General features: G+C 42.6%; 17 protein-coding genes. 13 read left to right on the top strand and 4 right to left on the bottom strand.

What is annotated here, in order from left to right; genetic code table 11:
• Positions 1–32 precede the first annotated feature (32 nt).
• Genes HNR43_RS00185 through HNR43_RS00170 form a run of 4 tightly spaced genes read left to right on the top strand, consistent with a single transcriptional unit; the run spans position 33 to position 4218 of the window.
• Positions 33–1280, top strand: a complete 1248-nt coding sequence (locus HNR43_RS00185) for a GAF domain-containing sensor histidine kinase (protein ID WP_183240060.1) — start codon at positions 33–35, stop codon at positions 1278–1280.
• Positions 1277–2554, top strand: coding sequence for a GGDEF domain-containing response regulator (locus HNR43_RS00180; protein ID WP_183240057.1), 1278 nt, complete (start codon positions 1277–1279; stop codon positions 2552–2554). The genes HNR43_RS00185 and HNR43_RS00180 overlap by 4 nt, the downstream gene beginning before the upstream one ends.
• Positions 2555–2568: 14 nt before the next feature.
• The gene (locus tag HNR43_RS00175) at positions 2569–3336 is read left to right on the top strand and encodes an SDR family oxidoreductase (protein ID WP_183240046.1); all 768 of its coding nucleotides are present in this window, start codon (positions 2569–2571) and stop codon (positions 3334–3336) included.
• Positions 3337–3351: 15 nt separating this feature from the next.
• Positions 3352–4218, top strand: coding sequence for an NAD(P)-dependent oxidoreductase (locus HNR43_RS00170; protein ID WP_183240043.1), 867 nt, complete (start codon positions 3352–3354; stop codon positions 4216–4218).
• A gap of 11 nt (positions 4219–4229) precedes the next feature.
• Here the strand turns inward: HNR43_RS00170 and HNR43_RS00165 are convergent, their stop codons facing one another.
• The 3 genes from HNR43_RS00165 to HNR43_RS00155 all read right to left on the bottom strand — a co-directional run bounded on the left by HNR43_RS00165 (position 4230) and on the right by HNR43_RS00155 (position 6256).
• Positions 4230–5381, bottom strand: coding sequence for an aminotransferase A (locus HNR43_RS00165; protein ID WP_183240041.1), 1152 nt, complete (start codon positions 5379–5381; stop codon positions 4230–4232).
• Between the two features lie 112 nt (positions 5382–5493).
• Positions 5494–5733 carry an IDEAL domain-containing protein gene (locus HNR43_RS00160; protein WP_183240038.1) on the bottom strand — a complete coding sequence of 80 codons (240 nt, stop codon included), beginning with the start codon at positions 5731–5733 and terminating at the stop codon, positions 5494–5496.
• A gap of 337 nt (positions 5734–6070) precedes the next feature.
• Positions 6071–6256 carry a hypothetical protein gene (locus tag HNR43_RS00155; protein ID WP_183240036.1) on the bottom strand — a complete coding sequence of 62 codons (186 nt, stop codon included), beginning with the start codon at positions 6254–6256 and terminating at the stop codon, positions 6071–6073.
• 141 nt (positions 6257–6397) lie between these two features.
• Here HNR43_RS00155 and HNR43_RS00150 point away from each other — a divergent pair, with 141 nt between their 5' ends.
• Positions 6398–7654 (top strand): ATP-binding protein, encoded by a 1257-nt coding sequence (locus HNR43_RS00150; protein ID WP_183240033.1) that lies wholly within the window; start codon positions 6398–6400, stop codon positions 7652–7654.
• Here the strand turns inward: HNR43_RS00150 and HNR43_RS00145 are convergent.
• On the bottom strand, positions 7651–8232 hold the full coding sequence (locus HNR43_RS00145; RefSeq protein WP_246346196.1) for a TetR/AcrR family transcriptional regulator: 582 nt from the start codon (positions 8230–8232) through the stop codon (positions 7651–7653). The genes HNR43_RS00150 and HNR43_RS00145 overlap by 4 nt on opposite strands.
• Before the next feature lie 145 nt (positions 8233–8377).
• On the opposite strand from HNR43_RS00145, the gene HNR43_RS00140 reads away from it, so the two are divergent.
• The 8 genes from HNR43_RS00140 (at position 8378) to HNR43_RS00105 (ending at position 20480) form a co-directional block, all read left to right on the top strand.
• Positions 8378–9016 (top strand): glycoside hydrolase domain-containing protein, encoded by a 639-nt coding sequence (locus HNR43_RS00140; RefSeq protein ID WP_183240028.1) that lies wholly within the window; start codon positions 8378–8380, stop codon positions 9014–9016.
• 70 nt (positions 9017–9086) lie between these two features.
• Positions 9087–9992 (top strand): chemotaxis protein, encoded by a 906-nt coding sequence (locus tag HNR43_RS00135; protein ID WP_183240026.1) that lies wholly within the window; start codon positions 9087–9089, stop codon positions 9990–9992.
• Positions 9993–10008: 16 nt separating this feature from the next.
• Positions 10009–11619: a diguanylate cyclase gene (locus HNR43_RS00130; RefSeq protein WP_183240024.1), complete on the top strand. Its 1611-nt coding sequence runs from the start codon at positions 10009–10011 to the stop codon at positions 11617–11619.
• A 2-nt stretch (positions 11620–11621) separates the two neighbouring features.
• Positions 11622–12662, top strand: coding sequence for a HEAT repeat domain-containing protein (locus tag HNR43_RS00125; RefSeq protein WP_183240015.1), 1041 nt, complete (start codon positions 11622–11624; stop codon positions 12660–12662).
• Complete coding sequence (locus HNR43_RS00120) at positions 12655–14040, top strand: glycosyltransferase family 2 protein (RefSeq protein ID WP_183240013.1); 1386 nt, start codon at positions 12655–12657, stop codon at positions 14038–14040. The genes HNR43_RS00125 and HNR43_RS00120 overlap by 8 nt, the downstream gene beginning before the upstream one ends.
• Entirely contained in the window at positions 14040–17231 is a 3192-nt protein-coding gene (locus HNR43_RS00115) for a hypothetical protein (protein WP_246346195.1), read from the top strand. The genes HNR43_RS00120 and HNR43_RS00115 overlap by 1 nt, the downstream gene beginning before the upstream one ends.
• A complete protein-coding gene (locus tag HNR43_RS00110; RefSeq protein WP_183240008.1) occupies positions 17231–17605 on the top strand; it encodes a response regulator transcription factor in 375 nt (124 codons plus the stop codon). The genes HNR43_RS00115 and HNR43_RS00110 overlap by 1 nt, the downstream gene beginning before the upstream one ends.
• Positions 17598–20480: an ATP-binding protein gene (locus tag HNR43_RS00105; protein ID WP_246346194.1), complete on the top strand. Its 2883-nt coding sequence runs from the start codon at positions 17598–17600 to the stop codon at positions 20478–20480. The genes HNR43_RS00110 and HNR43_RS00105 overlap by 8 nt, the downstream gene beginning before the upstream one ends.
• Positions 20481–20506: the final 26 nt, after the last annotated feature.

Here is a 20506-nt window from a genome sequence, read left to right as displayed (position 1 = left end):
CCTATATTTGTTCGTTTTTGGAGGAGAAAGTTATGGATCGCTCGCTTATGGCGGCGTTAGAAAGCTTACGTATTGCTCTTCATGTGACGCGCGTTGCCATTTTTCGCTTACATACAACTGACCGAACATATATATTGCGACGCATTTATGATATACAAACACCATCTGCACGTGTTCCGTCGCACGATGATATTGTGCTTCCAACAGAAGATGCCCATTGTTTCGCTCATTTATATGACGGAAATGTATTTGTTGGGCATACAAATGAATTAGATGGGAATGTACGCACTATTTTTGAGGAACAGGCCATTCAATCGTTTATGATCGCTCCTATTTTTATTCATGAAGAACGATGGGGGTTTTTAAGCGTCGTCGATTGCGAACAAAAGCGGGTATTTTCTGCTCATGAACGCGCCATTTTTTTTGCGCTCGCCCGTACAATAGGCGAGTCGATCAGACGGGAACAAACGTTAAAGGAACTTCAACAACTCAAACAAGAAATGGAACAAATGAATGCAACACTCCAGCAAAAAATTGAAGAAGAAGTGCGAAAAAATCGCGAAAAAGATTTTATGCTGATCGAGCAATCACGCTATGCAACGATGGGAGAAATGTTAAGAAACATCGCGCATCAATGGCGGCAGCCGTTAAACGTCCTCGGCTTGCTTTTACAAGATATACAAGAAGCATATACGTACGGAGAACTAAACGAACCATATTTGCGCACATCCATTCAAAAATGTCTTGCTCAAATTCAACATATGTCCCGAACGATTAACGATTTTCGCAACTTTTTTAAACCGCATAAAGAAGCATCATTTTTTCGTCCCATTCAAGCCATTCGCCAAGCGTTAAAAATTATTTCAGCAAGTTTAGACCATTATGAAGTTCATTTGCACGTTCAAAATCGGACGCGTGCGCACATGTATGGCTTCCCGAATGAAATGAGCCAAGTGCTCATTAACTTGTTGACGAATGCGTGTGAACAATTTGTTGAACGGGATGTGGAGCGACGAATCATTTGCCTTCGTACGTATGCGGATGACACATTCATTTACATTCAAGTAAAAGACAACGCAGGGGGCATTGATGAAGCCATTGTTCCGCGCATGTTCGAGCCGTACGTGACGACGAAAAAAGACGGCACAGGTCTCGGACTATATATGTCTAAAATGATTGTCACAAAAATGGGTGGAGATTTGCTCGTTTCATCATCAAAAAAAGGAGCGACGTTTACGATTCGCATGCCGCGAATAAATAAAGGGGGAAGGGGTTTATGATTGCGGTGCAAACAGATGTCAAAGTATTATATGTCGAAGATGAGCCGGGGGCAAGGGAGATGTTGACGCGCTTATTAAAACGGCGCATTCGTGATGTGAAAATAGCAAAAAACGGTCAAGAAGCGCTCGAACTATTTACGACGTTTCACCCGGACATCGTCATTACAGATATAAAAATGCCTATATTAAATGGATTAGAGCTTATTCGCCGTATTCGTGAGATGGATAAACATGTGCAAATTATTATTACGACCGCCTATGACGATAACGACTTTTTCATTCGGGCGATTGAATATGGGGTGAACCATTTTATTTTAAAGCCGATTGACCATGAAAAATTTTTGCAATCGTTGCAACATTCCATTTACCAACGTCAGCTCGAGCGGGAACTAGAAAAACAAAAACAATATACACGCACGATTATTGATTTTCAAGAAAACTTAATATGCATTTTAAATGATGAACGATTGCTCGATTGTAATTTATCGTTTCAACGGTTTTTCGGACGAGAACAAATGGAAAACCTACGCGCTGGTCAAACGCACGTATGCGATTATTTTGTTCACGAACCGGGCTATTTTTATATAAAAGGAGAAAGGCGATGGCTTCGCCCGCTCATTGACCGCACGATTCCATTTTTAAAAGTAAAAATGATGTGCAAACAAGCAAAAGAGCACGTATTTTTAGTGAAGGCGACATCGTTTCCTGATGAGCCCGAGTCGTATTTAGTCGTATTCACCGACATTACCGCGCTTGAAGAAGAAAGTAAGCGAAACGAATTTTTAGCGACAAAAGATCCGCTTACAAAAACGTTTAATCGCTTAAAATTTGACGAGTTTTTTACGCGTGAAATTCATCGTGCGAAACGATATAAACATACGTTTTCCATTATTTTATTTGATATCGACCATTTTAAAAAAGTCAATGATACGTACGGACACGACGTCGGTGATGCCGTATTAGTGCGCATGTGTGAAACGATTTCGAATCGATTGCGCGACTGCGACATATTGGCGCGCTGGGGCGGGGAAGAATTTATTATTTTAGCCCCTGCGACATCGCAGGCGGGAGCGTATCGTTTAGCGGAGGCGCTTCGTCATTTAATAGCAACTGTTCATTTTCCGAAAGTTGGACATATTACGTGTAGCTTTGGCGTTTGCGAATACGAACAAGGAATGACGAAAGAGCAAATGGTTAAACGAGCGGATGAAGCGTTATATGAAGCGAAGCGAACAGGAAGGAATCGCGTCGTCGTTAGCGAATGTATATGTTGAGGGGAGGATGGGAAATGAAAACAGCGATTGTAGCCGCATCAAGCCAAGGGCTCGGCAAAGCGATTGCAGCAAAACTCGTTTCACAAGGCATGAACGTCATGCTTGCTAGTCGCGATGAACAAAAATTGCATGCTGTCGCCGAACAGCTCAATGCGCTCGGAAAAGGAAAAGCGGCCTATGTTGTCACAGACGTGACGAACAACGCAATGATTGAACATTTAGTAGAAAAAACAGTAGCCACATTTGGCGACATCCATGTGCTAGTGAATAACGCTGGCGGTCCGTCGACCGGGACGTTTGCGACGTTAACAGATGAAGACTGGAAACAAGCGTTTGAGTTAAATTTGCTCAGCTACGTGCGTCTCATTCGCGCAACATTGCCACATTTGAAAAAGACGAAAGGAAAAATCGTCAACATTGCATCATCTTCCATCAAAGAACCGATTCCGGGCTTGCTTTTGTCGAACACGTTTCGTCTCGGCATCGTCGGGTTGACAAAAACGCTGGCGCAAGAATTCGCTCCGTACGGCATTTTAATTAATACGGTTGCTCCGGGGCGCATCGCAACGGAACGAGTCGCCTATTTAGACGAACAAAATGCGAAAAAGCTCGGCATTCGCAAAGAAGAACTAGAAGCGCGCATGAAAGCGACGATTCCGCTCGGTCGTTACGGCACACCGGAAGAATTTGCGAACGTCGTTGCCTTTTTATTATCCGATGAAAACACGTATATGACAGGACAATCGCTTTTAGTCGATGGTGGCATGGTCAAAGCGATTTAGAATGGGGAGAGAAACATGAAAACGCTCGGTTTTATTGGACTTGGTGTCATGGGAAAAAGTATGGCGCGCAACTTGCTTCGGGCAGGCTATTCGCTCGTCGTATATACGCGCACAAAGGAAAAAGCGGAAGATTTATTAGCGGAAGGTGCTGTGTGGAAAGAGACGGTGAAAGACGTCGCTGAAGTAGCTGACGTCGTCATGACGATGGTTGGTGAGCCGCAAGATGTGGAGCACGTGTACTTTGGCGATGGCGGCATTTTAAAACATGTCAAACGCGGTGCGTACGTCATTGACTTTACGACGTCTAAACCATCGCTTGCGGTACGCATTTATGAAGCGGCAAAAGAAAAAGGAATATTCGCCCTTGATGCGCCTGTATCAGGCGGTGACATTGGCGCGCGCGAAGGCACGTTGTCGATTATGGTTGGCGGGGATAAAGAAGCGTTTTCCGCGTGCATGCCACTTTTTTCGCATATCGGAAAAAATATCGTTTGGCAAGGGAAAGCAGGAGCAGGGCAACATACGAAAATGTGCAACCAAATCGCGATTGCGACAAATATGATAGGCGTATGTGAAGCGCTTGTTTATGCTGAAAAAGCAGGGTTAGACCCTGAACGCGTCTTGCAAAGCATTTCGCAAGGTGCCGCATCGAGCTGGTCGCTTTCTTATCTTGCACCGCGCATGCTTGCTGGCGATTTCGCCCCGGGTTTTTACGTGAAACATTTTATTAAAGATATGGGCATCGCGCTGGCGGAAGCGGAAACGCTCGGCTTATCGCTTCCCGGCTTAACGCTTGCGAAACAATTGTATGAAGCGCTTGCCGAGCGTGGAGAAGAACAAAGCGGGACGCAAGCGTTATATAAATGGTATAAAGAATGGTAAAAAAGGTGCTTTTAGCGAGCACCTTTTCTTATGTACGATTCGATGCGGTCGAGCCCTTTTTCTAGCTCCTCCATCGCACAAGCGTATGAGATGCGAATATATCCTTCGCCGTATGTCGAAAACGCACTTCCGGGCACGACAGCGACTTTTGCTTCTTTCGCTAACTGTAACGCAAAATCAAATGACGAATGATGAAACGTTGCAATGGAAGGAAAAATGTAAAACGCCCCGTTCGGCTTTTGAACGTCAAAGCCCATGGCGCGAAGGCGATCGTACACATATACCATTCGCTCAGCATATTGCTTTTTCATGTCGTGCGCATCGTTTATTCCGGCCGTGAGCGCTTCAAGTGCAGCTTTTTGCGAAATGGATGTCGCGCATGAGACGTTATATTGATGCACTTTCAACATATGCTCAATAATCCATTTTCGCGCAAATAAAAACCCGATACGAAACCCAGTCATCGCATGCGATTTACTGACGCCGTTAATGACGATCGTTTGGTCAGGAAGCCATGTTGCAATCGACTCATGTTTCCCTGTAAACACAAGTTCGCTATAAATTTCATCAGAAATGACCCAAATCGGTTTGTCTTTTACAAGTGTAGCAATTTGTTGCAGTTCATCGCGCGATAGCGTCATTCCTGTCGGATTAGACGGATACGGCAACACGATGCACCGCGTTCGCTCAGTAATAAGTGGTTCGATTTGCTCGGCTAATAGTTTAAAGCCTGTATGCCGCGTATCGACATATATAGGCGTTGCCCCGCATAACCGAATGAGCGGCTCATATCCCGGATACACAGGGGCGGGGAGAATGACTTCGGACCCTTCTGTTAAAATCGTACGAAAGGCAATATCAAGCGCTTGGCTCGCCCCAACGGTAACGATGACCTCATCAGCGGTATAACGTAAACCGTATTTCGTTTCAACAAAGCGACAAGCCGCTTCACGTAACGACAACAATCCCGCGTTATGCGTATAAGAAGTGAACTGTTCATCGAGCGCCCGTTTTGTCGCTTCTTTAATATGATTGGGTGTCGGAAAATCCGGTTGTCCAATTGTTAATGAAATCATATCTTTTTCTTGGGCAACGAGATTAAAAAACTGACGAATGCCAGAGAGTTGAATATGTTGCACACGTTCATTCATCGGAAGCGTCATCTTTTTTCACCTTTCTTCGTTTTTTTCTATTAAACAATAAAAGGTGAACGTTTCGCAATGTGTTTTGCTGAAAACGTTCACCTTATGTGCTGTTCTGTCATGTCACAGTCGATCATGCGTGTACATCCTCCAAATGACGATAGCGAGCGAGAAGCTCATTATATTGTTGCGCGAGGGTTAGAAACAACGGTTCATTCCGTTCTTCAAGCGCCTTGTCAATATCGCGCATGAGACGCTCTCTTTCAAACCGGAATAACGCCTGTTCGATTACTAATTGTGCGATTTCCTTATAACCGTTAGCGAGATCGTGTGGTTGCGATACGAGTGCCATGTCATTGTACTTTTCAAACATGTTTCATTCCCCCTTAGCGAGAAGAATACTCTTCCCCCTTTTCTACATTATAAAGAGTTTTTTGTAAATTGTAAATAAAATTTTGAAAAATTAAAACAAAAAAATAAAAGCTGACGAACGCCAGCTTTTTAAACATAAGGATGTATAAAATTTCAGATTCATGTCTAGCTTCAAGCGCCATCGGTGTGATGCGCTCCGTCCCACACTGCGACGGCGACACATTGAGATACTTCAGTGATATACCCACGCAGAACCAAGCGACCGCTTGGTTCGAGCTCTCCTCGGTGGGACTTGTGCGCTCTTCGCCGATAGGCAGGCGCTTTTCGCTTTTCTTATATTAATAACCGTAGTCCCAGTCGATTTCTTCATCATGCCAAAGAACAGCTTCTGTTTGTTCATCTGCCACTTCTTCTAGCTGTTCTTTTTCTACATCTTCTACAATCGTTACTGTATGATCTTCTTCAAAAAGAATGGCTAACCCTTTCATTTTGACACTACCTTTCGTGTTTTTTTTCACAATCATTGTAACGCTTCATATTTGTCCACGTCTATTGTGTTCATAAAGATGTCAATGTTTTTGTTTTTTCTGAAAAATAAAAACGGATGTAGTCGTCACGCTTCTTGTGTTACAATACATGTGGAACAACCGTCATGGAGGCATTACATGTTTGTTGCGATTATTAAACCACTCGTTGTCAACATCACCATTTTATTTTCACTCGTTTTTAATGCGAACTTATTTTTTCCGTTTCGAAGAAAAATGATGCTCACATGGAAACAAAAGATGATATACGGTGTTGTTTCCTCATTCACCGCTATATTATGTATGATGTATCCGATTCAGCCGCTTGCCAAAACAAACTTCGACTTTCGCATGCTCGTCATTTTAGTGACAACATTATACATTGGAAAAACAGCTGGGTTAGTATGTACGCTCACGGTCGTGATCGGTCGTTTCATCATCGGCGGTCCATTTGCTTCCGCTGGCATCACCGTATCTGTCTTTTCATATATCGTCGGCATATTGTTTCGTTCGTCTTTTTTTAACGTAAAAAGAAAAATATTATATGGGCTGATGATCGTTTTTATTTATCTTATTTTGTATGTTGCAACGATCGTATATGCTGTTCCACCGCTCTCTTGGCGGTTTTATGTTGTATATTTTTCGTTTTTTATCGCCATGTTTGTCGCGCTTATTTACGTGATTGAACGGCTTATTCGATTTAACGAACAGTTTGACGATATGATTTACATCGATAAACTCGCAACGGTCAGTGAAATGGCGGCATCTTTCGCCCATGAAATTCGCAATCCGCTCACAACGGTGCGCGGGTTTGTCCAATTTTTAAGTCAAGACACAGTCGATGAAAACGTGAAAAAATTTGCCCCGATCATTTTAGAAGAATTAGATCGAACGAATCAAATTATTACGGAATATTTAACATTAGCCAAACCAACGTCATTCCAACGACAAAAAGTGAACATCGATGACGTTTTACATACATCCGTTCATTTGTTAAGTCCGCTCGGTACGATGACAAACGTGTCGTTGCAGCTATATACAGAAGGAGAAAGCGACGTATACGGGGATGAACATTATTTAAAACAAGCGCTATTAAACGTCATAAAAAACGGAATGGAAGCGATCGAATACGGCGGGCTTGTAACGATTCATAAAACGGTCGATGAAAAAGAAAAGCAAGTGATCATTACGATTCATGATACAGGAAAAGGAATGACAAAAGAGCAGTTAAAAAACATCGGTTTACCGTACTATACGACAAAATCGAAGGGGACAGGGCTTGGCAGTATGATTACCGCCCGACTTATTCGCCAAATGGGAGGAACGATTGCATACGAAAGTCGACTGAACGTCGGAACGACTGTCACCATCACGTTGCCATTGTATGAAGGGGATTAGTCCCCTTCTTTTTGCATATAGTCGACAAACATCGTGATTGTACCGATCGTAAAAGTCGACAGCGATTCAGGTAAGTGCGAAAACATCCATAATTTTAACGCCCCGAAATATAATTGAATAGCTATTAAAGCAAGCGCCGTAGAAGGTCGCCTCGTTCGAATGTCTCCGCATCGTTTTCCTTCTTCAAACAAATGCGTTAACATATCAATAAATAAAGTGAGCGGAAGCGATTGCTTTTGTTTCGTCGTATAAATATGTACCATCGATTTTGTTACTTCTTTTCCTAATTGCTCGTGCATCGCGGTCAGTTCATGAAACAGCCGTATGATTTGAGCGCGCCAATGCTCATGTTCACTTTTTTTCATTTTTTCATAGACCCGTTCCATATGCGAAAAAAACACACTTTGTAGCACTTCTTCTTTCGTACGGAAATAATTAAAAAATGTCCCTTTTGCTACGCCTGCTTCGTTCGTAATTTGCAAAACAGTCGTTTCATCGTACCCTTGTGTTTGAAATAATTGAAGTGCCGTTTGCTGCAGCAATAGTCTCGTTTGCTTTTTTTGTCTCTCTCGTTTCATCATACATCCTCCGTGATGATCATCTACTCTTATTATAGTGAAATTTACCTAGGAATAAAGTATTATTTTCATAAGCTGAAAGTTTTGTTTAGACATGTATCATTCGCATATATATGGAAAGACACATAAAAAGGGGGAATGGTACATGTGGGGCGTTGATTCAGCTGCGAAAGTGACGGAAGCGTTGCTTGCATGTGTGAGACAGGAATATGGTTTTCCGAAATTTTGGGGAAGATATGTAACGACAGTGCCGAACGTATCGGACGGGTTGACGAAAGAAGAAATGGCTTTCCTTCGTAGAAACGGGATACAAATTGCACCGATTTACAATGCGTTTCGTGAAGCGACACAATACGAAAAAGGAAGAACAGCTGCACGAAATGCGATTTTTCATGCACGCAGACTTGGCATTCCGAAAAATAAAGTCATTTTCGCGAACATTGAAGATGAATTTCAAGTCGATGCCGCATGGATTCGCGCCTGGGTCGATACGTTTTATCCGAGCGGATATCGTCCAGGCATTTATGCGAATCCAACGAAAGGTGCATTCGGTGAAGCATATTGTGAGGCAGTAAAAAACGACGAGCGTGTGTCGCAACAAACGATCATATGGAGCTCTTATCCGCGTCCTGGAACGACACCAGCAACAAAAGCGCCAACGTTTCGCCCGAACGTACCAAACTGCCGCGCGAATGTATGGATATGGCAGTACGGACGCGATGCGGACCGTTGCGCAATCGACACAAACGTCGCCAATCGAAAAGTGAGCGAGTTTTTATATTAAAATTTTTTTTCGTCATATGAAGGAAGTATGATAAAATAACGGTAAATGATGTCGTAATGGAGGCTGCTTTATGGAAAATAAAAACGGAATTTTATTAGAAAGTGGGACGAATGAACTAGAAATTGTCGAATTTTTAATTGGGGACAACCGATTTGCCATTAACGTCATTAAAGTGAAAGAAATTATTCAACCGATTGCACCGACGAAAGTGCCACACGCTCATCCGTACATTGAAGGGATTATTGAATTGCGCGGCGAAGTGCTTCCGCTCATCGACTTAGCAAAGGCGCTTGGCTTTGGGCCATCGAACAATCCAGCGCAAGATAAATACATTGTCGCACAGTTCAATCAACAAAAAGTTGTGTTTCACGTCCATAACGTCACGCAAATTCATCGCATATCATGGAAACAAATTGAAAAACCGTCGCAAATGTATCAAGGATTAGAAAGTCAAATTATCGGTGTTGTTAAGTTAAATGGGAATATGATTTTACTTCTCGACTTTGAAAAAATCGTTGTAGACATTAACCCACAATCAGGCATTAACGTTGAACGTGTGAAAAAGCTAGGTAAGCGTGAGCGGTCAAATAAAAAATTGATCGTTGCCGAAGATTCACCGCTATTACGTAAACTGCTTCACGATACGCTCGCTGAAGCAGGATATGTATACGTCGAGTTTTTTGAAAACGGCGAAGATGCGTTCAACTATTTACAAGCGATCGTTCAAAAAGGAAAACCCGTTGAAAGCGAAGTGCAGTTAGTCATTACTGATATTGAAATGCCACAAATGGATGGCCATCATTTGACGAAACGCATTCGTGAAGATGAAAAATTAAAACATTTACCTGTCATCATTTTCTCCTCTTTAATTACAGACGATCTTCGTCATAAAGGGGAGCGCGTCGGAGCGACAGCGCAAGTGAGTAAGCCTGAAATTGCCGAGCTTGTCCAAATGATTGATCAATACATTTTATAAGTAGTAGGGGATCGCTATGGATCGTTATGAAAAATATCGCCAGCATTTTTTAAAAAATATTCGCAAACGGCTAGAAGAATGGGAAGCGGTTGATGAAATCGCTCATCAAGACGTCTATCGCCTTCTTCACTCCATTGCGGGCACAGCTGCGATGATCGGCATGAACGACATCGGAAACTATGCGCGCAAGTTAATGGAACAGTGGGGAGAAAATGAAGAGAAAAAATGGAAAACAACAGAAGTGAAAGAGCGGCTCGCCCCGCTTTTTCAACTTTGTTACGAACAACAAATTGGAGACGTGTCACAAGGTGAACAAGGGGCGAAACAAGGCGATGAACCGACCGTTTTGCTTATTGATGATGATCCGTCGTTTTTAATGTATGTGAAAGAACATCTGGAGCAAAACGGATGGTACGTTGTAGCGATTGCCGATCCGGTAAAAGCAGTCGCGTCGTTTTACGACGTCCGTCCAGATTGCGTCGTCATCGATATTCATATGCAAACGAAAACAGGATTTGAAGTATTAACGTTTTTAAAAGAAAAATTAAAACAACAATTCGTTCCGATGGTTATGGTTAGCATCGATGACCGAAAAGAGACGCGTATGAAAAGCTATGAAATGGGCGCGGATGACTTTATTCCGAAGCCGTTTGCGATCGATGAGTTTATCGTGCGCATTCGCAGGCAACTCGAGCGAAAACAATTAATTGATGAGTTGCTTTTGTTAGATGAGTTGACGCATGTGTATAACCGAAAATATTTAAAACAAGCGTATGAACAATTGAAAAGCGATTGGCATCGTACGCATGAACCGTTTTGCTTAGCGGTGCTCGATATTGACCATTTTAAACGAGTAAACGACCAATACGGACATTTAATTGGTGATGTCGTCTTAAAGCAATTCGCCCAATTTTTAAAAACGAACGTTCGTGCACGCGATATCGTTATTCGTTTTGGCGGTGAAGAATTTGTCGTTTTATTGCCGGCGACCGAAGCGAGTGAAGCGTTTCTCGTGTTTGACCGCCTGCGTGAGCAATTTGAACGCATTCCGTTTCAATCTGGAGAAACAACGTTTTCGTGCACGTTTTCAACAGGTATTGTCGAAGTGACCGATCCAAATAACCCGATCGGTCATTGGATTGAGCTCGCAGACTCTGCATTGTATAAAGCGAAAAATACAGGAAGAAACTGTGTCGTGCTTGCCAAAAAACAAGAAACATCGTATCGTCGCGTAGTGAAAGTAGCGATTGTTGACGATGATGCGATTGTGCGCGCCATTGTGACCGACGTCGTTCAAAAAATGTTTGCGAAAGAAAAAGTGGCGCTTGATTTGCGGGCGTTTAAAGACGGTGAACAGTTTATCACGTCAGAGTGGCATCGTGGGAAAGAATTGTGCCTCGTCATTTTAGACGGCGTCATGCCGAAAATGGATGGACTTGAAGTGTTGCAGCAACTAAGAAATCAACAAGATTCATCACGATATAAAGTCATTATGTTAACGGCACGAAAAAGCGAAAACGATATTGCCCGCGCCCTCGAGCTTGGGGCAGACGACTATATGACCAAACCGTTTAAACTGCTTGAGCTTGAAGCAAGAATACGACATATGTTAAAAAGGATGAATTAGTTGTGTCCGATTCACTTGTTTTGTTTGCTTGGATTGTGGTCACTTTACTGACGATATTGCTTACGATTTTTCTTTATTTAATTGTAAGAAAAAGAAAAGATTATAAATGGAAAAAAGAAGTGGAAACATACAAACAACTGTACGAGCCGATGTTATTTCGTTATTTAGCTTACGGTGACGAACAAATTATCCCTCCATCATCGTCCGCACAATATGTAGCGATGATGGAACTATTAGATCATTTCATACGTGTGCTCGTAAATGGGGATATAAAAGAACGTACGACAAAGTTAGCTGAAACATATTTTGTTGATTATTTACGTATGCAATTGCATCATCGTCGGCTCGGTAGAAGAATGAACGCTCTTTTTTACATTGAAGATTTTGGCACTCGTTCTCTTTTGCATGAGTTAGAAAAGATGTATGAACAGAAAGATGTGACGACGATGGAAAAGCGCCAACTGTTAAAAATGTTTGCGCTTTTTCGCCATCCTCACGTGTATGAATATATGAAACATGTAGACGAATCGTTTACGCAATTCGACTATCGCCTCATTTTGTCGCGCATGGACGATCATACGTTTACGAAAATGGTTGACTATTTTTTCGATTGGAACGAAAAAATGCAATATGCATTAATTGATATGATTGGCATTATGCAAAAATTTGCCCACATTTCATTTTTGCGTACATTACTTCAACACGAGCAAAGCGAGTATCGCATTCGAGCACTGAAAGCGTTAGCTGAAATGGCGTTTCCGCTTGAAGATGATCAACTTCGCATTCATTTACATTCACAAGTTTGGCAAGAGCGGCTTATGGCGCTTCGTTTATGTGCGCGCATGCGTCAACATACGCTGCTCGACACCATTAAACAGTTAATGAAAGATCGGGTATTTTCCGTGCGGTCGCAAGCGGCAGAAGCGTTGTTGCGCATGCCAAATGGATTGGCGATGCTCGAGCAAATCGCCCAAACGTCAGACGATCCGTATGCGCGCGATATGGCGCTCGAATGGTTAGAAAGAGGGCGAGAAGATGATTAAATTCGCAGCGATGTTCGTTTTTTTCTTTATGATGGCAGTCATTGCTTTTTATACGTTTTTGCTTATCGTCTCGCTTGTGCAATTGCGCCGCATGTACGAGTTAGACGAATGGGAACCGTATGAAGAAATGCTCGATGTCAGTTATACAAAACCAGTTTCCATTTTAGTGCCTGCTTACAATGAAGAAGCTGGCATTTTTGCGACGGTGCGCTCTCTTTTGAGCATCGAATATCCGCAATATGAAATTGTCGTCATTAACGACGGTTCAACAGATGATACGTTAGAGCGGTTGAAACGAGATTTCGATCTTGTTGAAATGAAGCGCGTCATTCGTCAGCAGTTAAAAACGAAACGCGTGCGCGCGGTATACCGCTCACGTAAGTTTTCCCACTTGTTTGTCATCGACAAAGAAAATGGCGGCAAAGCTGATGCGTTAAATGCTGGCATTAATTTTTCCTCTTATCCATACGTTTGTTCCATTGACGGCGACTCCGTCATTGAACGTCGCGCCTTTTTAAAAGTAATGAAGCCGATTATTGATTCGGATGAAGAAGTGATTGCTTCAGGTGGCAGTGTGCGCATCGCCAACGGCTGTGACATTGAAAAAGGGGAAGTCATTCGCATTGCTCTTTCTCGTCAACCGCTCGTTGTCATGCAAGTGATCGAATATTTGCGCGCCTTTTTAATGGGGCGCATCGGGCTAAGTCGCCACAATTTATTGCTCATTGTTTCAGGAGCTTTCGGTGTTTTTTCAAAACAATGGGTCATTCGGGCGGGCGGATATGCGCATACCGTCGGAGAAGATATGGAACTTGTCGTCCGTCTTCACCGCCTTATAAAAGAAACAGATGCCGATAAAAAAATTGTGTACGTACCTGATCCGGTTTGTTGGACGGAAGCGCCAGAGTCGATGACTGACTTACGCAAACAACGTCGGCGTTGGCATCGCGGATTATTTGAAAGCCTTTGGCTTCATCGTCGCATGTGGTTTAATCCGCGCTATGGGTCGATTGGGCTCATTTCCATGCCGTATTTTTTATTAATTGAATTTTTTGGACCTGTCGTCGAACTGTTTGGTTACATCCTCATTATTATCTCACTCATCTTAGGCGACATATATATCGAATTTGCGATTTTACTATTCCTCGTTTCCGTTTTATACGGTTCGATGTTTTCCATGGCTGCCGTGTTGTTAGAAGAATGGACGGTGCGAAAGTTTTCAACCGTTTCCGATGTTGCGCGCCTCTTTTTTTATTCATTGACAGAGACGTTATGGTACCGTCCGCTTACTGTATTATGGCGCTGTGAAGGAATTGTTGATGCGCTTTTAAAAAGAAAAGGATGGGGAGAAATGAAAAGAAAAGGTGTGTCGAAGTGATGAAACGACAACGATGGCTCATTGGATATGTAGTATGTATTTTTCTTGCCATTTCTTCACCGTATTGGTTGTGGAAAATAAAACCTGAAACGATGTTGAATGTGCTTATTGTGAATAAAACGGTACCAGACGACACGTATCGTGAACATGAAGGGCTCGTTTGGCTATTAAACCAGCAAAAATACGTCAAACTAAATGGAGAGCGCTACGAGCTGAACAACGATTACGTCGGTTTTATGCCAACGACAAAAAAAGAACGACCGTGGCCAAAATCGTTACAACCGTACGATGTCATTTATGTGGCAGATACGTACGGTGTATATGAACAAGATTTTACGGCAGAAAAAAAGAAGGGGAAGCGCTCGAAAAAAGTGTATGGCGGGTTGACGGAACAAGAAGTCAATCGTTTGCACGATGCGATGTTTGAAGGAAACAAAACGCTCATTGCGGAGTTTAATTCGTTTGCGAGCCCAACTGATCGAGCTGTTCGTAACAAATTTTACGCGTTATTAAACGTCGAATGGACGGGCTGGATTGGTCGCTATTTCCCGAAGCTTGAAGATGACGAAGTGCCTGTTTGGGTGAAAGAAAACTATGAAAAACAATACGATAAACGATATACATTTACAGGACCGGGCTATGTATTTGTTGATGAGTATGATCGGCTCGTCATTTTAAATAAAAAAGAAATCGGAAAACAAGGAGTTCTTTTTGCACCGACGAAAACAGGAGAAAAAGAGCTTGGTATTAGCGGTTCGATTCCATATTCGTATTGGTTCGACATCGTTAAGCCACTATATGACGATGAAGTGTTAGCGACATATACGCTTTCGTTATCGGAACGAGGAAAAGAAAAACTGCGCGCCGTTGGGCTTCCGACGACGTTTCCAGCAATCGTCCATCATCGTAACAAGCAATACGATGCGTATTATTTTTGCGGCGACTACGCCGACCAACCGGATGTACCAAACATATATCAAACGGTCGGCATCGATATATGGCGGAAATGGACGACACGTCACGATCCAAACAGCACTGTATCGTTTTATTGGAAAGCGTATGTTCCGATGATGAAAACGATTTTAAAACATGTGCATGACGATAGAAAACAAATAAACGAGCGCGTCATTGTGAAAACAGACGACGGCATTCAACTTGCCGGTCGTGTGGGTGAACAGTATATCCAAATTTATAAAAATGGCAAATGGGAAAATGTGTTGTTAAGCGGAGTCAATATGGGTATCGCGAAACCGGGTCATTTCCCGGGTGAAACAGCGATCACGAAAGAAGAATATTTCCGATGGTTTAAACAAATTGGCGCGATGCATGCCAACGCTGTTCGGGTGTATACGATTCATCCGCCCGCATTTTATGAAGCATTTTATGAATATAACAAAATCGCAAAACAGCCTTTATATTTATTTCATGGCGTTTGGGTCAATGAAGAAACATTTTTACGTACAAACGATGCGTTTGCAAAAGACAATACAGATGAATTTGTTGCGGAAATGAAACGAACGATTGACATTGTGCATGGACGGGCAGCGATCCCACCTCGTCCGGGTCATGCAAGCGGCATATACAAACATGACATTTCACCATATGTGCTCGGTTGGATTTTTGGGGTTGAGTGGGAGCCCACCGTTGTCCATGCGACAAACACGAAACATATGGGCTTGTCAGATTATAAAGGGGCGTACGTGTACACCAAAGGTGCCTCACCGTTTGAAATTTGGCTTGCGCGCATGATCGATGAAGCGATTGCTTATGAAACGAAAACGTATGGTTGGCAACGTCCGGTGAGCTTTACAAACTGGGTGACGACTGATTTGTTGACACACCCGAGCGAGCCGTTAGAAAAAGAAGATTTCGTATCGGTGAATCCGAACGTCATCTATACGACAAACGCTATGCATAGCGGCTTATTTGCGTCATATCACATTTATCCGTATTACCCAGACTTTTTAAACTATGAGCCGAAATATGTCAATTACATTGACCATCGCGGCAAGAAAAACAACTATGCTGGTTATTTGCACGATATGAAGCAAGCACATCGCATGCCGATCGTTGTCGCGGAATTTGGCGTTCCGTCATCGCGCGGCATGACGCACCGTAACGTATACGGGATGAATCAAGGATTTCATTCCGAACAAGAGCAAGGTTTGATTAACAAAAAACTATTCGAAGACATCGTCCATGAAAACATGGCAGGCGGATTTATTTTCACATGGCAAGATGAATGGTTTAAACGAACGTGGAACACGATGGATTACGACAATCCCGATCGTCGTCCATTTTGGTCAAACGCGCAAACGAACGAACAACAATTTGGTTTATTAAGTTTTGATCCTGCGCCAGACGAAACGAAAATGATCAAAGTTGACGGACGAAAAGAAGATTGGGCATTCCAACAAATCGCCCCAGCGTTTCAACAAAACGGTCGTGCGCTATATATGACGAGCGACGAACGATACGTATACATTCGCTACGACACAACGATAAAACAAGACAAAGACGTATATATATTATTTGACACGATCAAAAATCAAGGACAATCAACGATTCTCGACGTGCCAAATGTCAAAACAGAAGGAGTTGACTTCGTCCTCCATTTACGCGGTGAAAAAGAAGGACGATTATGGATTGATAGTTATTACGATTCGTTTTATTATCATTACGGACACGTTTTAAATATGATCGATCGTCTGCCGTATGCAAACAAAAAAAATAACGGCGTGTATCATCCGATTCGCCTCACACTGAATAAAAAATTGCAAATTAAAGGGAAAACATATCCATTCGATTTTTATGAAACAGGCGTCATGACGTTCGGCACAGCCAATCCGCACGATGAAGCATACAATTCATTAACGGACGTGAGCGTCAGCAAACAAAAAGACGGATATGAAATTCGCATTCCATGGGCGCTGTTAAATATGAAAGACCCGAGCATGCATGAAGCGATGGGGGATATGTGGCAGAAGGGACTACAAAGTAGCGAAACAATTGACGGCATTCGCGTCGGCGTGTATGAAAAAGGATTTTCGTTCCCGGCCCATTTAGATGCAAAACAATTTTATACGTACACATGGGACGGTTGGGAAGAGCCGACGTATCACGAACGGTTAAAACGTTCATACGCAATCGTGAAACAAACATATAAGAAGTTTGAAGGAGAGAGGAAATAATGGCAAAAATTTTATTAGCGGAAGATGAAGAAGTATTGCGCATGCTTGTCGTTGATACGTTAGAAGATGAAGGACATGACATTGATGAAGCGTGCGACGGCGAAGAAGCGCTTGAAATGATTAAACAAAACGATTATGACTTAATTTTGCTTGATTATATGATGCCAATATATACCGGATTAGAAGTCATTCAACAAGTACGAAATATGCCCGATAAAAAACATGTAAAGATTATGATGCTATCGGCAAAAAGCCAACAAGCCGACCAGCAGCGCGTACTAGAGGCGGGCGCGGATTACTTTATGGCGAAGCCGTATAGCCCACTAGAACTTGTGCAACGAATCGAGGCGATTTTACATGGAGAAGATGCGTAAGTATTTTCGGAAAAGTTTAGCGAGGCAATTTGTCGTTCTTGTCGCAAGCTTTTTAGTTGTCTTTGTTATTGGGGCAACGTCGTTGTTCGTCTATCAATCGTCGTTAACGACATCGTTTGAACAAAAAAAGAATCAAATCGAAACGAAAATGAAATACGCGCAAGAAATGGAACGGGCGTTTAATCAAGCGTTTTCCGATGCGCGTGGCTATTTGGCGTTCAACCGAAAAGAATTTAAATTAAGCATTTTCCGCCAGCAAGAAAATGCGCAAGCAGCCATTGATGCGCTTGAACTTGTTGCAACAACAAAAGACGATATGCAATTTGTAGCAAAGGCGCGTCAGTTTGCTAGTTACTATTTTGGAGATCTCGTTCCACAAGCAATCGAAGCGTTTGAAAACGGAAATATCCAGAAAGTGTTGAGCTTATCAGAAAATGGTGGTACAGCGTCCATTGAACAATTTCAATTTCAAATGAAAACGTATAAAAATAAATTAAGCGAACAGCTTGATCTTGAATTTCAACAGTTGCGTGATGCGCAAACAACTGCTCAAACGGCGTTTATTTTATTCATTGCTGTGATTTTAGCTATTTTAATTACGATCGCGCGCATCATGATGACAAAAATCGGAAGACCACTCAACGAACTTGCGAAAGTCGCTGAAAAAATTGCAAACGATCAACAAGTCGTTTATGACGAGCTCGAAGCGACAAATCGCGAAGACGAAATTGGGAAACTGGCTAGCGCGTTTAAAAAAATGTTAACGAGCATTCAAGAAAAAGAAGAAAGTTTAATGGCGCACAACGAAGAATTGCTTGCTCAACAAGACGAACTAGAAGTACAACAAGCGGAGCTTGAACAAGCGCTTGAGATGATGCAAGCGCGCGAAAAAGAGTTAAAACGGCATAACGATTTCATCCACGGATTATCGAGTTCGCTCGATAAACAGGAAGTGTTAAAAAGTATCGTGTTCAATATGGCACGTGTCATGGAAGCGGATCGAGGCATGATCGTACTCATGAACGACGAACAGACGCATGCGTCATTTGGTTTATCAGAAAGTGGCGTCGAGCAATTTTTGACGTATATATACAATGGGCTGCATCAGCGATTGTTCGAACAAAAAAAGCCGTTTATGTTGAAGCGGGAGCTGACACCGTCTGAAAAAGGATATCATCAAGAAACGATGTTCGTACATGACGTCTTTTTACCTGTGTTATCCAATACAAACGACGTGCAGGCGATCTTAGTGTTTAGCCGTTTTAGTGGACCGTTTTCCGATGAGGAAATTCAAGAATATGTCGGTTTAACAAAACAAATATCGATTTCATTGCAAAAAATTGCGCTATATGAACAGTCCGAGCAAGCGCGAGAGACGGTGCAACATATTTTAAATACGGTGCAAGAGGGTATTCATTTCGTTGATCGTGACGGTCATAGCGTCATGGTGAATAAACAAATGGTCGCCTTGCTTCAAAAAGAAACGATTGCTGAGCTTGAAGGAGCAAGTTACGAACAATGGGCGCGCGGCTTAGTTGAACAGTCCGATGCGGGCAAAAAGTTATGCGACTATTTACAAGCCATTATTTTTAACGGCGATGAAGAACATGAACCGTTTGTATATCATTTACCGCAAAAACGAAAAGTGATGCAAGTGTACGCTAAACCGTTATATCGTAACGGTGAACGGCAAGGAACGGTATTTGTCCATCGCGATATTACGAAACAATTTGAAGTCGACCAAATGAAATCGGAATTTGTCAGCACCGTCAGCCACGAATTGCGCACGCCACTTTCAAGCGTGCTTGGCTTTACTGAGCTCATGTTGACGAAAGAACTAAAACCTGAACGGCAGAAAAAATATTTAACGACCATTTACCAAGAAGCGAAGCGATTAACCGCGCTCATTAACGACTTTTTAGATGTGCAACGGATGGAGTCAGGAAAACAAACGTACGATAAAAAATACGAAGATATCGTCTCCATTATTGAAAGTGTCATTGAAACGCAAAAAGTAAATACGAAAATCCATCAGTTTCATTTACAAAAAGAAACGGACAAAACGACGGTGTTAGGCGATCGCGATAAGCTTGCCCAAGTGTTTACGAATTTAATTAGCAATGCGATCAAATATTCACCAGAAGGTGGCAACATTACGGTGCGAATTTACGAACGAGGCAATCGCTTGTGTGTTGACGTGCAAGATGAAGGATTAGGTATCCCAGAAGAAGCGTTGCCAAACTTGTTTACGAAATTTTATCGCGTCGATAACTCGGATCGCCGCCGTATTGGTGGAACAGGGCTTGGACTTGCGATCGTGAAAGAAATTGTAAAAGCACACGAAGGGGAAGTAAGCGTCACGTCCGAATTGAAAAAAGGAAGTACGTTTACCGTATCGCTTCCGCTCGTTGCCCTCGCGAGTACGGAAGAAGAGGAGCGCGACAATAACGAAAAGTACGCACATGCGCACGTGATTATTGTCGAAGATGACGAACATTTAGCGGCGTTACTAGAAGCCGAATTAAAAGATAGCGGTTTTCGCGTGAAGCACGTGAAAGAAGGAAAAGAAGCGATTGCCCTCATTGAAAAAGAAAAGCCAGATGCGGTCGTTTTAGATATTATGTTAGAAGAACACGACGCATCTGGATGGGACGTGTTAAAAGCGTTAAAACAAAACGACCAGCTTTCCAATATTCCAATTATTATTTCTTCCGCCTTAGAAGAACGGGAAAAAGGGATGGCGCTCGGGGCGACGAGCTATTTAGTCAAGCCATATCAACCGAGCCAACTGTCGAAAATGATTTTACAAATGTTGTTAAACAAAGAACGACAAGGAGAAATTTTTATTCCAATGCCGAAAGAGGAAGCCGAATAAGGTTTCCTCTTTTTTGTATAAAAACG

This window comes from Anoxybacillus mongoliensis (genome assembly GCF_014201515.1).
Lineage (GTDB): Bacteria > Bacillota > Bacilli > Bacillales > Anoxybacillaceae > Anoxybacillus > Anoxybacillus mongoliensis.
The sequence above is the reverse complement of the archived record's forward strand: the minus strand, read 5'-3'. Positions and strand labels throughout refer to the sequence as shown.